The sequence below is a fragment of the Streptomyces sp. NPDC020898 genome, from assembly GCF_044333925.1.
Classification (GTDB): domain Bacteria; phylum Actinomycetota; class Actinomycetes; order Streptomycetales; family Streptomycetaceae; genus Streptomyces.
Genome location: NZ_JBIRRV010000006.1, coordinates 326,912 through 341,532 on the forward strand (window position 1 = coordinate 326,912; position 14,621 = coordinate 341,532).

Consider the following 14,621-nt stretch of genomic DNA (forward strand, 5'->3'; position numbering starts at 1 on the left):
CAGCACCATGCACTCCCAGGTTCTGCTGATCGAGTTCGGCGCCATCATCCTCGCTCTCGGACTGCTCGGCCGGATGGCCGCCCGGCTGAGTTTCTCCCCGATACCGCTCTACCTGCTCGCCGGTCTCGCCTTCGGCGAAGGCGGGCTGCTCCCGCTCGGCGCGAGCGAGGAGTTCATCGCCACCGGCGCCGAAATCGGCGTCATCCTGCTGCTGTTGATGCTCGGGCTCGAATACACGGCCAGCGACCTCGTCTCCAACCTCAAGTCCCACTACCCGGCCGGCCTGGTGGACTTCACCCTGAACGCGCTGCCCGGCGCCGCCGCCGCGCTGCTGCTCGGCTGGGGACCGGTCGCCGCCGTCGTGCTCGCCGGGGTCACCTGGATCTCGTCCTCCGGGGTCATCGCGAAGGTGCTGGGCGACCTGGGCCGGGTCGGCAACCGCGAGACCCCGGTCATCCTCAGCATCCTGGTCCTGGAAGACCTGGCGATGGCCGTCTACCTGCCCATCGTCACCGCCCTGGTGGCCGGCGTCTCCCTCGCCGCGGGCAGCGTGACCCTGGCGATCGCGCTCGGGGCCGCCGGACTGGTGCTGTTCGTCGCCGTCCGCTTCGGCCGCGTCATCTCGCGCTTCGTCTCCAGCGACGACCCCGAGAAGCTGCTGCTGGTCGTCCTCGGTCTGACCATCCTCGTCGCGGGCATCGCCCAGGAGCTTCAGGTCTCCGCCGCCGTAGGGGCGTTCCTCGTCGGAATCGCTCTGTCGGGGGAGGTCGCGGAGGGCGCGCACACCCTGCTCAGTCCGCTCAGGGACCTGTTCGCGGCCATCTTCTTCGTCTTCTTCGGGCTGCACACCGACCCGGCCAGCATCCCGCCCGTCCTGCTGCCCGCCCTCGCGCTGGCCGCCGTCACGGCGGGCACGAAGATCGCCACCGGCTACTGGGCCGCCCGCCGCGCCGGGATCTCCGTCAAGGGCCGCTGGCGCGCGGGCGGCGCGCTGGTCGCCCGCGGCGAGTTCTCCATCGTCATCGCGGGTCTCGCGGTCACCGCCGGCATCGAGTCCGACCTGGGCCCGCTGGCCACGGCGTACGTCCTGATCCTGGTCGTCGCCGGCCCGCTCACCGCCCGCTGGACCGAGCCTCTGGCCGCCCGCGTGGGTGCGTGGCGGGACCGGCGCGCCGGACCGAAGAACCCGGCCACGGCATCGCAGGACGAGGCGGTGCCCACGACGGTCGGCGACTGAAGACCTCCTCACGAAGCCACCCACCCCTCGAATTCGCCCCGGGGTGGGTGGCTTTGTCGTTGCCTCAACTGCTGTATCTCCTGGGGAGGTTGATGTGCCCTTTGCTTCCCGTTGACATTCCCCGGACCTTGAAGTTAGGTATGCCTTACCTAATTACCTATCGCGAGAGGCGCCCACCCGATCATGAGATCTCTGCTGTCCGTACGCACCGCCACCCGTACCGGTCTCGCCGTCGCAGCGTCCGCCGCGCTGACCCTGGGGCTCGCCACCTCGGCCTCCGCCGCCACCGCGACCCGCACCGTCGTCGACGGCAGCACCACCTACAACCTGTCGCTGACCGCGCCGGCCACGGCCGCCGCGGCGGGCCAGGTCATCACCGTCACGGGTTCCGGCTACAACACGGGCCAGGGCGTCTACGTCGGGCTGTGCGCGGTGGACGGCGCCCAGGGTGCCAACAAGCCGACGCCCTGCCTGGGCGGCCAGGACGAGAGTGGTTCGACCGGCGCCTCGCACTGGATCAACAACACCTTCGGCGGCCTGTTCGCCAACAGCTCCACGTTCGGCACCGGCGGCACCTTCAGCGTGCAGATCTTCGTGAAGGCCACCCTCGACGACGGCCAGGTCTGCGGCGAGGACGTCACCTGCGCCGTCGTCACCCGCGCCGACCACTTCGACACCAACGACCGCAAGTACGACGTCCACGTCCCGGTCACCTTCCAGTAGCCGTCTCGCGTTTCCCGTCTCCCACAGCCGTCCGCAGTCGTCGGGGTGGGGCCCGGCCGGTCGATACCCGGCCGGGCCCAGGGCCTGTCCGGCGGATCACGCCGGAGGCGCGGGGTGGCCGTGACATCAGCCGCTCTGCGGCGGGCGCCCATCTGAGGCGTTGTCGTCGGTTGCCGACTCCCCCACGCTCGGCTGCGCTCGCGCGGGGGGACCCCCATCACCCCGCTCGCGTGCGCCGATGAGGCGCCGCTGCTTTCCTCCAGCCTGATCCGCCGGACAGGCCCAGCCCGTGGCTGGCTCACCCCCGAGGACCCCATGACACACTCGCGCCGCAGACTCTGGGCGGTGGCCTCGCTGTCCGCCGTGTCCGCCCTCTCGCTCGCCACCCTCGGTGCCGGTCCCGGTGCCCAGGCCGCCGACTCGCCGAAGACCGCCCTCGGCAAAGAGGGCCAGCGCCTCACCGTCTCGGCCTCCGCCGATCTCGCCCCCGACGGCGAGAGCCTCCAGGTCACCGGCGAGGGATACGACCAGACCAAGGGCATCTACGTCGCCCTCTGCAAGGACAACGGCGACAACCGCGTCCCCAGCCCCTGCCTGGGCGGCGCCGACATGTCCGGGGGCGGCGCGGCCTCGCGCTGGATCGTCCCCAAGGGCGACACCTACGAGGGCGACCTGGCCGTCGCGTACGGCGACGGCGGCACCTTCGACGTGACCCTCGACATCACGGCCGCGGGCGACGGCCTCGACTGCGCCCAGGTGTCCTGCGCGATCGTCACCCGCGTCGACCACCGGGGCAGCGGCGACCGCTCCCAGGACGTACGCATCCCCGTCACCTTCACCGGCCAGGAACCCGGCGGGGGCGGCGACGGAGTGGACGTCCCGGCAGGCACCGTCAGCTACCGGCAGGCCGCCGAGTTCACCACCACCGGCAAACCGCTCGACGTGCTCCTGCACCCCGACTCCGGGAAGCTGTACGTCGGTTCGGACAACCTCGCCGACACCGCCGACGTCGACGAGCGCGGCCTGTACGTCCTCGACCCCGCCGACGGCACCGTCCGCAGCCACATCAGCCAGGCCCCCGGAACGAACGGCGTCCTGCGCACCGCGGCCGCCGCACAACTCGCCGCCGCACTCCCCGGGGACGGCGTCCTCTACCGCTACCCCCTGCGCGGCATCGGCACCGCGAAGGACGGCGACCAGAGCGCAAAGGGCGTCTGGCTGACCGGCGCGACCATCACCGACCTCGGCCCGGGCGCCACCGCCGACACCGTCCTGGTCGCCCAGGGCGCCACCCTCTCCGAGCTGGAGACGGCCACCGGCGCCGTCCGCCGCACCCTCACCCTGGACGGCGGACGCCGGATCGCCGTCGACGTCTCCCGGGCGACCGTCTGGTCCACGGGGGCCACCGGCGGGCAGCTGCTCCGCGTCGACACCGGCACCTTCGCCGTCACGGCCTCCGCCCAACTCCCGGACGCGTCCATCGGGTTCGTCGAGACCGACCCCGCCACCGGCAACGTCTGGGTGGGCGCGGGCAGTTCGGTCCTCGTGTTCGACCGGGACGCGAAACTCCTCGCCACCGTCGAGGGCACCGACGAGGCCGCCGCCGTCGCCTTCGACCCGTCCACGGGACGCGCGTTCGTCGTACGGCAGGACAACGGCGACACCGGCAGCGGCGGCGACAACAACGGGTCGCTCGCCGTGTACGACACGACGACCTACGCGGTCGCCGTCGAGGCGGTCCCGCTGCCCGGCAACCAGTCCCAGCTCGGCTCGGCCGCGGTCGCCGTCGCCCCGGGCGGTACGGCGGTCTACGCCACCAGCCCCGCCGAGGGCAAGGTGGTCAAGCTGGACCAGTTCGTGTCGCCGAAGGTCGTCCAGGCGCCGACGGACCAGACGGTCACGGCCGGTGACACGGTCACCCTCATCGCCCAGGCCGAGGGCACCCCGCAGCCGACCCTGCGCTGGCAGGTCAGCACCGACGGGGCGCAGACCTGGCAGGACGTGAGCGGGGCGACCGGGAACACGTACGCCTTCACCGCCGAGGCCGGCCACGACGGCCACCGCTACCGCGCCGAGTTCACCAACACGGCCGGCACCACCCGCACCGCGCCCGTCACGCTCACCGTGACCGTCGACTCGGGCACCTCAGGCGGGTCGGGCGGGTCCACCGGTGGGGACACGGGCGGTGACACCGGCGGCGACGGCGGCACGACCGGCGGCACCGACGGGGGCAGCACGACCTCCGGCGGCAGCACGGCATCCGGCGGTACGACGGGCGCCGGCACGACCGGGGGCAGTACCACGGGCAGTACCACGGGCGCTGCCGACACGACCGGCGGCTCGGGCTCCACCATCGGCGGCACCACGGCCACCGGCACCACCGGCGGCAGCCTCGCCTCCACCGGCGTCGACGCCCTGGGGATGACCGCGGGCGCCGCGGCGCTCACCGCGGCCGGCTGGATCGCGTACCGCCGGGGCCAGGGGAAGGGGATCGCAGGGTTCAGCCGCCGCAGCTGAACAGATTGAACCGGTAGGCCTCCATGTCACGCCGCCTGACCCTCCCCAGCAGCCCGAGCAGCAGCCGGGTGGAGCGGGGCAGGCGGCGGCGGAGTGCCGGGGGCAGCTGCACGAAGGTGCAGGACTCGTCCAGCCGGACATCCGGACGCCACGCCTCGATGGCGCGGGGGTCGTCGCAGCGCCATCGCATCCGTGCCGCCATCCGGCCGAGCACGTCGTGGGTGTCCTGGCTGTCGACCATATGGCCGGCCGCGGTCTCCAACGCCAGCCGCGCGCCCGGCAGTTGCCCGACGACCCGACCATGCTCTGCGGCAGTCCCCGTGGCCCTGTTGTCCCACTACTCAGAACGGCTGCGGGGGCGCGGCCTGCACCAGCCCCGACTGGTAGGCCATGACGACCAGTTGGGCCCGGTCGCGGGCGCCCAGCTTCGTCATCGCCCGGTGCACATGGGTGCGGACGGTGAGCGGGCTGACGTACAGCTTCTCCGCGATCTGGTCGTTCGACCTGCCCTCGGCCGCCAGCGACATCACCTCACGTTCGCGGGTGGTGAGCGCCCCGAGCGCCTCCGGGGTCGCCAGCTGGGTGCCCGGTGCCGGGGTGCTGAGGAAGCGGGTGATGAGGGTGCGGGTGGCGTTGGGGGAGAGGAGGGAGTCTCCCGCGGCCACCGTGTGGATACCGGCGAGCAGCGTCTCGGCGGTGACGTCCTTGCCGAGGAAGCCGCTGGCGCCGGCCCGCAGCGCCTGGGCCACGTACTCGTCCGTCTCGAAGGTCGTCAGGATCAGCACCCGGGTCGCGGACAGCTCCGGGTCGGCGCAGATTGCGGCGGTTGCGGCCAGACCGTCGGTGCCGGGCATCCGGATGTCCATCAGGACCAGGTCGGGGAGGTGGGTGCGGGTCAGCTCGACCGCCTCCCGGCCGTCGGTGGCCTCGCCGATCACCGTCATGTCGGCCTCGGAGTCGATCAGGATCCGGAACGTCGCCCGGAGCAGGGCCTGGTCGTCGGCGAGCAGGACGCGAATGGTCATGGGGTGCGCTCTTCTTCTTCCGAGGGCTGGGGGTAGAGGGGCAGCGCGGTCGAGACCTCGAAGCCGCCCTCCGGACGGTGGCCTGCCTCCAGGTTGCCGCCGACGGAGTGGGCGCGCTCCCGCATGCCCATCAGACCGTAGCCGCGCGCGGCCGCGCGGTCGGTGGGGCCGGCGGGGGCCGCGACGGGGCCGTTGTCGGTGACCGTGATGGTCAGCCGGTCGGCCGAGTACCCGAGCCGCACGCACGCCGTCGCCCCGACGGCATGCTTGGTGATGTTGGTGAGCGCCTCCTGCACGATCCGGTACGCCGTCAGGTCGACCCCGGGGGACAGCGGGCGCTCCCTGCCCTCGGTGGTGAGGGCGACCTGGAGCCCGGCGGACTCGACCGCGACGATCAGCTCAGGGAGCCGGGAGAGCCCCGGAGACGGTTCCAGGGGGGCGTCGCTGTCCCCCTCGTGGCGCAGCAGACCGACGGTGGCCTTGAGCTCGCGCAGCGCCGAGGAGGTGGTGCCGGAGAGGTCGGTCAGCATCCTGCGGGACTGCTCGGGGTTGGTGCGCGAGAGGTGCGCGGCCGTGGTCGCCTGGGCGTTGGCCAGCGCCAGATGGTGGGCGACGACGTCGTGCAGCTCGCGGGCGATGCGCATCCGCTCCTCGGTGACCCGGTGCCGGGCCTCCTCCTCGCGGGTCCGTTCGGCGTGCTCGGCGCGGGCGTGCACGGCGTCCAGATAGGCGTGGCGCATACGTCGTGAACTGCCGGTGGTGACCGGGACCAGGATGTAGGCGACGGGGGCGACCGTCTTGAGGACGAGCGGATGGTCGGCCGGGTCGAGGAGCGTGGCCGCGGCCACCAGCAGGGCGATCACGCCGACGCAGTAGTAACGGGTCGTCCGCCGGTCGGTGAGGACGGCCAGCCAGTAGATGGCGACCATGGCGGGCGCCAGGATCAGCACGGTGAGCAGATAGCCCAGCGCGCTCGCCGTCATGGCACAGACCGTGGTCACCGCGACGGCCGTACGGGGATGACTGCGGCTCAGGAGTACGCCCGCGCAGGCGTTGACGGCGATGAGCGCGGCGGGCCACAGAGCCGGCTGGGTGGCGCCGGGCAGGGTGATCTCGGCGCCCACCAGGAAGAGGACGAACAGCGTCACGACGATCGCCGTGTCGACGACACGCGGATGGCGCGTCATGGAGCGCTGCAGGTTGGTGCTCATCGGCTCTCTCCGGTCGAAGGGCGTGGCCCCATGGTCCACGACAGTCCGTCACGACGTCCGGTGAGGGCCGCCCGTGTGTCCAGCACGGGCGGCCCTCAGGGGCGTACGGCCATAGGTCAGACCCGGACCGCCTCCCGGTCTGCCGAACCGTCCGCCCCGTCCTGGGGTGCGGCCGACCTGTGCGCGAGCGCCTCGCCCTCCACGTCGACCCGCGGCAGCACCTTGTCGAGCCAGCCAGGCAGCCACCAGGCGGACCTGCCGAGCAGCGCCAGTACGGCGGGGACGAGCGCCATCCGGACGACGAACGCGTCGAACAGGACGGCCACCGCCAGTCCGAAGCCGATCATCTTGATGATCGACTCACCGGCGCCGATGAAGCCCGAGAAGACGGCCATCATGATCAGCGCGGCGGCCACCACGACCCGGGCGCTGTACCGGAACCCGGTGACGACCGCCTGCGCGGGCCCGTCCCCGTGGACGTACGCCTCCCGCATCCGGGCGACCAGGAACACCTCGTAGTCCATGGCCAGTCCGAAGACGATGCCCACCAGGAAGATCGGCATCATGCTCATGATCGGACCGGTCGTCTCGACGCCGAGGAGCTCCGCGCCCCAGCCCCACTGGAAGACCGCGATGACGGAACCGAGTGCCGCCAGCACCGACAGGAGGAAGCCGAGGGCCGCCTTGACCGGGACCAGGATCGACCGGAAGACCAGCAGGAGCAGCACGATGGCCAGACCCACGACCACGGTCAGGTACGGGATCAGCGCGTCCTGCATCTTCTGGGCGACGTCGATGTTCGCCGCCGTGCTGCCGGTGACGCTGAACTCCGCGTCCGTGCCGGCCACGGTGGCCGGGCGGTCGGCGCGGATGGTCTTGACGAGGTCCTGGGTCTTCGTACTGGTCGGCGCGTCGGCCGGGACCGCGGAGAAGATCGCCGTGTCACCGGCGGTGTTGAAACGCGCCTGGGAGACGGACACGACCCCCTTCGTGGCGGCGATCTTCTCGGAGATCGTCGCCACCGCGCCCTTGGCGTCGGCGGCCCCCCTGGCGTCCACGACGATCGTCAGGGGTCCGTTGAAGCCGGGGCCGAAGGCGGTGGCCAGGTCGTCGTAGGCGCGGCGCTCGGTGGTGGAGGTCGGCTTGGCCTCGTCGCCGGAGGTGCCCAGCTGGAGGTCCATCACCGGTATGGCGAGGGCACCGAGGCCGGCCACCGAGGCGATCAGCACCGGGATCGGGCGGCGCAGGACGAAGCGGGCCCAGCGGGTGCCGCCATTGTGCTCGGCGGCCTCCTTGACCTGCCCCGACTTACGGGCGGAGCGCGACAGCAGGGCGTTGGGCCAGAACCCGACGAGCGCCGGGACCAGCGTCAGCGCGATCAGCACGCCGACGAAGACCGCGGCCGCGGCGGCGAGTCCCATCTTGGTCAGCATCGGCACACCGACCACGGAGAGTCCGGCCAGCGCGATGACGACGGTGAGACCGGCGAAGACGACCGCCGAACCGGCGGTACCGGTCGCGAGCGCCGCCGCCTCCTGGGGTCCGTGGCCCTTGGTGCGCTCCTCGCGGTAGCGGGAGACGATGAACACCGCGTAGTCGATACCGCAGGCCAGGCCCAGCATGCTGGCGAGGGTGCCGGTCGTCGGCGACAGACCGAGCGCGCTGCTCAGCGCCAGGATCGAGGCCATGCTGACGCCCACACCGATGATCGCGGTCAGCAGCGGAAGCCCGGCGGCGGCCAGCGAACCGAACGTGACCAGCAGGACGAGGGCCGCGATGGCGATACCGATCGCCTCGGCCGCACCGCCCGCCGAGGGCGTGCTCGCCAGTGCCGTGCCGCCGACCTCGACGGTCAGCCCCGAACCCTGGGCCTCCTTGATGGCGTCCCTGAGCTGGTCCTTGGTGGCGTCGGTGAGATCGTCGGCCTTCGCCTGGTAACTGACGGTGGCGTACGCGGTGGTGGCGTCCTTGCTGACCGCCTGGGCCTCGAAGGGGCCCGTGGCGGACGCGACCTGCGAACTGTCGGACACCTCGGCCACGAACTTCTCGATCGCCGCCCTGTTCTCGGTGGCGGTGACCTTCTCGCCGCCCGGGGCCACGAAGACCACCCGGGCGCCGGCGCCCTGCGCGTCGGAGCCGGGGAACCGCTGGTCCATCAGGTCGAAGGCCTTCTGGGACTCGATACCCGGCATCGAGTTGTCCGCGTCGGGAGCGGCGGGTGCGGTGGCGGCGCCCGCGCCGACGGCGGCGAGTACCGCCACCCACATCAGGACGACGTACCAGCGCCGTCGGAAGGCCAGTCGGCCCAGCTTGTACAGGAAGGTAGCCACGAGGGGGAGGTCTCCACATCATCGGATCTCGGGTTCCTGCCAAGGCTCCCGGGAACACCCCCCTCCCGTCGTCGTGCGCCTGCCGACAATCGCGGGTACTGAGAACGCAGTACACGCGCCTTTGACCGTCATCCGCGCGCACGACGGGCGGTACCCCTGGAGTAGGGGTACCGCCCGGATCAGGACGTCCGCGACGTGATCAGGCCACGTACGTCGCCCCCTGTGCCGTGCTCACCACCGTGTTGGCGGCGGCCTGGGTGAGCAGACCCGCCGACACCCAGGAGGGCACCGTGCTCTGCACCCGTGAGACCAGGGCGGCCTTGTTGGCGAACGGGGCGCCGGCCCAGATCTCGTCCAGCAGGGTGGTGCCGTCGGTCTTCGCCGGGTTGGTGACGCCGGAGTCGGTGGTGCCGAAGACGACCCTGGGCTCGGACCGCCGGAAGTAGGCGTGCGTGGGATCCTCGGTCCCTTCGGAGAACGGGGCGAACTCGGTGCCGTTCAGCGTGTAGTGGAGCGGCTTGCCGGCCACCGGGGCCAGCGTCGGCAGCAGGTCGCCGGAGAGGGCGGCGTTGCGGTAGAGCCCGAACTGCAGATAGCTCGTACTGCTGTTGCGGGCGACCAGGTTGACCGGGCCGTAGAAGAGGGTCTGGAGCCCCGAGTCGTCGAGGGCCTTCTCGACCCGCATCCGGAACGGGATGGTGACGCGAACGACGTCACCGGCGCGCCAGGTCCGCGAGACGGCGAAGTAGCTCCCGGCGACCGGGGTACCGCTCACCGCAGTGCCGTTGACCGTCACCCGGAAGCCGCTCGTCGCCCAGGACGGCACCCGCAGCCGCAGCTCGAAGGCCGCGCTGCCACCGCCGATGGTGAGGGTGGAGCCCTGCTCCCTGGGGTAGTCCGTCGTCTGCGTGACGGTGACGCCCTTCTCGGACCAGGTCAGGGTGGTCGGACTGTACAGGTTGACGTACAGCGCGCTCCCGTCGGCCTTCTTGAAGTACACCGAGTCCTGGTACTTGGTGGCGCTCTCCATGCCCGTGCCCTCGCAGCAGGTGGTCCCCTGCTTGGGGGTGTAGTCACGGACATGACCGGGCGTCAGGCCGATGAAGTAGGTGGTGAGCGGCTTCTCCGCGTCGGCCTTGTCCTGCTTCGAGCCGAGGACCTGGTTGTACAGGCCCCGCTCGTAGTAGTCCATGTACTTCGGGTCCTGGTCGTGGAAGAACAGCATCCGGCTCAGCTTGAGCAGGTTGTACGCGCAGCAGGACTCGGCGCTGGTGTCGCTGATCGTGCCCGCGACGAGGCCGCGGGCCTTCCAGAACTCGGCCGTGCTCGTACCGCCGATGCCGAACATCCGGTAGGGCACGACCATGCCCCAGAAGTTCTTCGCGGCGGTCAGATAACGGGTCTCACCTGTCGCGTCGTACAGCCGGACCAGACCGGTGAAGATCGGGATGTGCTGGTTGGCGTGCAGGCCGTCCAGCGTGTCGGTGTTCGCGGCGCAGGCGTCGATGAGCGTGTCGAGGTCGAACAGCTTGGCCAGCGCGAGGTGTTCGGCCTTGCCGGTGATCGTGTACAGGTCGACGATCGTCTCGACGATGCCGCCGAACTCGCCGCTGGAGAAGATGCCCCACATCCGCTGCAGGGTGGCCTCGGGCAGCTTGGACAGCCGGGAGTACATCCAGTCGCACATACCGGACGCGAGGTCGAGCGCCCGGGCGTCGTCCGTGGCGAGATACGCGTCCAGCAGACCCTTGAGGATCTTGTGCGCGGTGTAGTAGGGCGCCCACACCTTCGTGTAGTCCGCGCTGGTCCTCGACTCCAGGTCGATGAACTGCGTCTCCGGGTACGCGGCGAGGAACCCGGCATGGCTCGGCCCGCCCCAGGTGCGGCGCAGGGTCGCGGTCAGCCCGCGGCCGGAGGCGTCGCCGAAGGTGCCGCCGGAGGTGGCGGAGAAGTAGTACGAGGCGAGGTTGCCGAGCCCCGCGGCGGAGTTCTTGGCCTCGTTGCCCTGGAACGAGGTGATCTCGGCCGCGGTCAGGGCGCGCGAGTAGACGTTGAACTCGTCGAAGGCGCCCGCGTAGACCGGGTCGCCGGAGTAGTTCGAGCGGCCCAGCCAGTTGTTCGTCAGGGTGCCCAGGACGGACGGGTTGAGCGTCATCGCGGTGTTCGTGGCGACGGCGGTGCCGTTGACGTAGAGGGTGCCCGTGGTGCCCGAGATGGTCACCGCGAGGTGGCTCCACTGGTTCAGCGGCAGCGCGGCGGTCCCGTTGAGGGCCTGTTCGCTGCCGGGACCGTTGGTGGTGATGGCGAAGCGCGGCACCCCACTGGCGTTGCGGGTGACCAGGTACATGTACCGGGTGGTGTTGTTGCCGAAGTCGAAGACGCGTTGCCAGTTGGCGTCGTGGGTGGGCTTGACCCAGGTCGACAGGGTGATCGCCGCGGCCCCGCCCAGCACGGTCGCCGGGAGGTCCACGTACTGGTAGGAGCCCCGGACGTTCTCGTGCGCGCCGCCCCACCTCCCGGTGACGGTGAGCATGCGCGGGTCGGTGCGCAGCGCCGCGCGCACGTCGGTCAGGGCGCCGATCATGGTGCGGATCTTGTCGGCGTACGCCTGGTCGCCGGTGCTCGCGTACGCCTGCGACAGCATGCTCATGAAGTGGCCGGTGTAGTGGCCGCGCAGGTTGCCGTTGGCCTCGCCGTCCAGGCCCTCCCAGCCGCCCGGGGCGACCGCGCCGCCGGTGGAGAGGCCCGCGTTGGCGCGGAACACCTGGAGCAGCCGGTTCACGTCGTAACCGCGCCCGTGGTCCAGCATCAGCTGGCGCTTGCTCGCGAAGACGCCCTGGCCGAGCGAGACGTCCTTCAGCTCGAAGGGACGCAGCGTCCAGGCGGACGGCGCGGGCACGACCGCGGCGGCGGCCCGGCCGGAGCCCGCGTAGGCGAACGCGGGCGCGGCGGCGGCGAGTATCGCGCTCTGGAGAAGGAACCGCCGGGAGAGATGGGGGGTCACATGTGCCTCGTCTCTGAGGTGACTGACGTGTCTGAAGCCCTGCTCGGCGCACTACTCGGCGTAGTAGGTCGCGTCCTGCTGGTCCAAGGAGGTGCTCAGCGCCTGGAGTTGGATCAGACCGTTGTAGTGCCGGATGTAACGGCCCGGGAAGTTGTACGACTCGAAGGACACCCCGGCCGAGTCGGCGAGGCCCGCCCGCCGGGTGAAGGAGGCGTCGGCCAGGAAGGTGGCCGTGCCGCTGTTCTTCTCCACCCACAGCTCGTAGTTCTTGTGCCGGAGGTAGTAGCCGGGGAAGTTCGCCGACTCCAGCGAGACGGTCCCGGAGCCGGTTAGCCCGGTGACGATCCGGAACTGCGAGTCGGCGAGGTTGGTGACGTTCGCCTCCAGCTTCGCCCGGTACTCCCAGTGCCGGATGTACCGGTCCGGGTAGTTGAAGGAGGAGAAGCGGACCGGGGTGACACCGTCGGAGACGGGGATGCCGAAGTTCGGGGTGCCGTCGGCGTTCCAGTACAGCTTCTGGTACCGGGTGCGCCGGTTGGGGTCGTTGAGCGGATCGCCGCTGATGTCCTTGTAGTTGCGGTCGTGGTAGACCATGATGTCCGACTTGCCGTCCTCGGACGTGGTGAAGGTGTTGTGGCCCGGGCCGTACTGGCCGGTCGCGTCGTTGCTCTTGAAGACCGGGTTCGGGCTCTTCGTCCAGGAGGCCGGGTTCATCAGGTCGGCGGTGTCATTGGCGGTCAGCAGACCGAGGCAGTAGTTGGCATCGGTGGCCGCGGCGGAGAAGGTCATGAAGACCTTGCCGTTCCGCTGGATGACGGCCGGGCCCTCGTTGACCGTCTGGTTGACCTTCTCCCAGGCGAGGGTGGGACGGGAGATCATGACCGGGCTGCCGGTGATGGTCCAGGGGTTGGACATCCTGGCCAGGTAGATGTTGGTGCCGGCACCGACGGCCGGGTCGTTCTGCGCCCAGCTCAGGTAGCGGGTGCCGTTGTGCACGAAGGTCGTCGCGTCGAGCGAGAAGGTGTCCAGCGGCAGGGCGATGCGGCCCTTCTCGGTCCAGGTGCCGGTGAGCGGGTTGGCGGAGCTGGACTCAAGGACGTACGGCCGGATCTTCCAGATGTCGTTGGACGAGCCGGCGGTGAAGTACACGTACCACTTGCCGTCGATGAAGTGGATCTCCGGCGCCCAGATGTGGGCACCCATCTCACCGCTGGCGTGCTTGGTCCAGATCGTCGTCTCGGCGGCGGTCGCGAGGCCCTGGAGCGTGGTGGCGCGGCGCAGCACGATCCGGTCGTACGCGGGGACCGTGGCGGTGAAGTAGTAGTAGCCGTCGGTGTGCTTGTGGATGTGCGGGTCGGCACGCTGCTCGGCGACCGGGTTGGTGAAGGTGACAGCCGGGGAGGCCGGGACGGCGGCGAATGCCGGCGTCCCGGCGGCGACGGGCACGGTCACGGCGACGACCAGCGCCGTGCAGGCCTTGAGGAGGGTGCGACGGCTGGTCGAGCTGCTGCGGGTGCGGTCCACGGCGGTTCTCCTTCGAGGGCCTGTTCACGGCCTGTTCAGCTGTCTGTGCGGCAGCAGACGTTGTTCGATATTTAGAACTGTGTACGGAGTCTCGACCAGAAGATAAGTAGGGGGCGGGAGTGAGTCAATGTTTCCGACGTGTTGAGTTTCGGTTGACTTCTCACGCCGCCTGGAGATTGTCTGGCGTGGAGGTTGCCGGGTCCGGCTGACTAGGGTCGGGGACCGTGACACAGAACAGCAGACCGAACAGCCGCAGACCGCTCGCCGTGTTCGACCTGGACAACACGCTCGCCGACACCGCGCACCGGCAGCGGTTCCTGGAGCGCAAGCCGCGCGACTGGGCGGCGTTCTTCGCCGCCGCCCCGCACGACCCGCCGCTCGCCGAGGGCGTGGCGCTGGCCCTGGAGAGCGCACGGGAGTGCGAGGTCGTCTATCTCACCGGGCGGCCCGAGCGCTGCCGCCGCGACACCCTCGCCTGGCTCGCCGTGCACGGGCTGCCCGAGGGCCGGGTGTGGATGCGGCGCAACGACGACCGCAGGCCCGTCCGCGCCACCAAGCTGGAGACCCTCCGCGGCCTGGCCCGCGACCGCGAGATCCGCGTCCTGGTGGACGACGACGAACTCGTCTGCCAGGACGCCCAGCGGGCGGGCTTCACCGTCGTACGAGCCCGCTGGACGGCCGAGTCCGCCGCGCTGAAGGAGGCCCAGGAGGGCGAGGGCCGGACCTGAACAGGTGACCTACGGCGGTCAGTCGCCGTCCTCCAGCCGGAAACCGACCTTCAGGCCGACCTGGTAGTGCTCGACCTGCCCGTCCACGATCTGACCCCTGACCTGGGTGATCTCGAACCAGTCCAGGTTGCGCAGGGTCTGCGAGGCCCGGCTGATGCCGTTGCGGACGGCCTGGTCGACACCTTCGTGCGAGGTGCCGACGATCTCGGTGACCCGGTAGGTGTGGTTGGACATTGCGGGTGCTCCTCTTCGCCGTGGCGGGTGTACCTGGCGGCATTCCCCGTTCCACCGTGCCCGATGTGGCGGAGGTTCGCGAGACGTC

At 70.8% G+C, this 14,621-nt stretch carries 11 protein-coding genes; 4 read left to right on the top strand and 7 right to left on the bottom strand.

Features of this window, described 5'->3' with window-relative positions; all coding sequences use genetic code 11:
• Positions 1–7: 7 nt before the first annotated feature.
• The 3 genes from ACH4TV_RS21355 to ACH4TV_RS21365 all read left to right on the top strand — a co-directional run bounded on the left by ACH4TV_RS21355 (position 8) and on the right by ACH4TV_RS21365 (position 4,477).
• Positions 8–1,237 carry a cation:proton antiporter gene (locus ACH4TV_RS21355; RefSeq protein ID WP_398400291.1) on the top strand — a complete coding sequence of 410 codons (1,230 nt, stop codon included), beginning with the start codon at positions 8–10 and terminating at the stop codon, positions 1,235–1,237.
• A gap of 183 nt (positions 1,238–1,420) precedes the next feature.
• A complete protein-coding gene (locus ACH4TV_RS21360) occupies positions 1,421–1,960 on the top strand; it encodes a hypothetical protein (protein ID WP_398400293.1) in 540 nt (179 codons plus the stop codon).
• Positions 1,961–2,275: 315 nt separating this feature from the next.
• On the top strand, positions 2,276–4,477 hold the full coding sequence (locus ACH4TV_RS21365) for a hypothetical protein (RefSeq protein ID WP_398400294.1): 2,202 nt from the start codon (positions 2,276–2,278) through the stop codon (positions 4,475–4,477).
• Here ACH4TV_RS21365 and ACH4TV_RS21370 read toward each other — a convergent pair.
• The 6 genes from ACH4TV_RS21370 to ACH4TV_RS21395 all read right to left on the bottom strand — a co-directional run bounded on the left by ACH4TV_RS21370 (position 4,461) and on the right by ACH4TV_RS21395 (position 13,511).
• Positions 4,461–4,718: a hypothetical protein gene (locus tag ACH4TV_RS21370; RefSeq protein WP_398400296.1), complete on the bottom strand. Its 258-nt coding sequence runs from the start codon at positions 4,716–4,718 to the stop codon at positions 4,461–4,463. The two genes, ACH4TV_RS21365 and ACH4TV_RS21370, sit on opposite strands and share 17 nt — an antisense overlap.
• A 100-nt stretch (positions 4,719–4,818) precedes the next feature.
• Positions 4,819–5,502 (bottom strand): response regulator, encoded by a 684-nt coding sequence (locus ACH4TV_RS21375; protein WP_398400298.1) that lies wholly within the window; start codon positions 5,500–5,502, stop codon positions 4,819–4,821.
• Positions 5,499–6,713 carry a sensor histidine kinase gene (locus ACH4TV_RS21380; RefSeq protein WP_398400300.1) on the bottom strand — a complete coding sequence of 405 codons (1,215 nt, stop codon included), beginning with the start codon at positions 6,711–6,713 and terminating at the stop codon, positions 5,499–5,501. Before ACH4TV_RS21380 ends, ACH4TV_RS21375 begins: the two co-directional genes overlap by 4 nt.
• A gap of 116 nt (positions 6,714–6,829) precedes the next feature.
• Positions 6,830–9,043, bottom strand: a complete 2,214-nt coding sequence (locus ACH4TV_RS21385; protein ID WP_398400302.1) for an MMPL family transporter — start codon at positions 9,041–9,043, stop codon at positions 6,830–6,832.
• Positions 9,044–9,242: 199 nt separating this feature from the next.
• Positions 9,243–12,047 carry a beta-L-arabinofuranosidase domain-containing protein gene (locus ACH4TV_RS21390; protein ID WP_398400304.1) on the bottom strand — a complete coding sequence of 935 codons (2,805 nt, stop codon included), beginning with the start codon at positions 12,045–12,047 and terminating at the stop codon, positions 9,243–9,245.
• Positions 12,048–12,098: 51 nt separating this feature from the next.
• Positions 12,099–13,511 carry a family 43 glycosylhydrolase gene (locus ACH4TV_RS21395; RefSeq protein ID WP_398400738.1) on the bottom strand — a complete coding sequence of 471 codons (1,413 nt, stop codon included), beginning with the start codon at positions 13,509–13,511 and terminating at the stop codon, positions 12,099–12,101.
• Between the two features lie 284 nt (positions 13,512–13,795).
• Between ACH4TV_RS21395 and ACH4TV_RS21400 the strand changes: the two genes are divergently transcribed.
• Positions 13,796–14,299 (top strand): hypothetical protein, encoded by a 504-nt coding sequence (locus ACH4TV_RS21400; protein ID WP_398400306.1) that lies wholly within the window; start codon positions 13,796–13,798, stop codon positions 14,297–14,299.
• A gap of 18 nt (positions 14,300–14,317) precedes the next feature.
• On the opposite strand, the gene ACH4TV_RS21405 is transcribed toward ACH4TV_RS21400, so the two are convergent.
• Positions 14,318–14,533 carry a dodecin gene (locus tag ACH4TV_RS21405; RefSeq protein WP_398400309.1) on the bottom strand — a complete coding sequence of 72 codons (216 nt, stop codon included), beginning with the start codon at positions 14,531–14,533 and terminating at the stop codon, positions 14,318–14,320.
• Positions 14,534–14,621 lie beyond the last annotated feature (88 nt).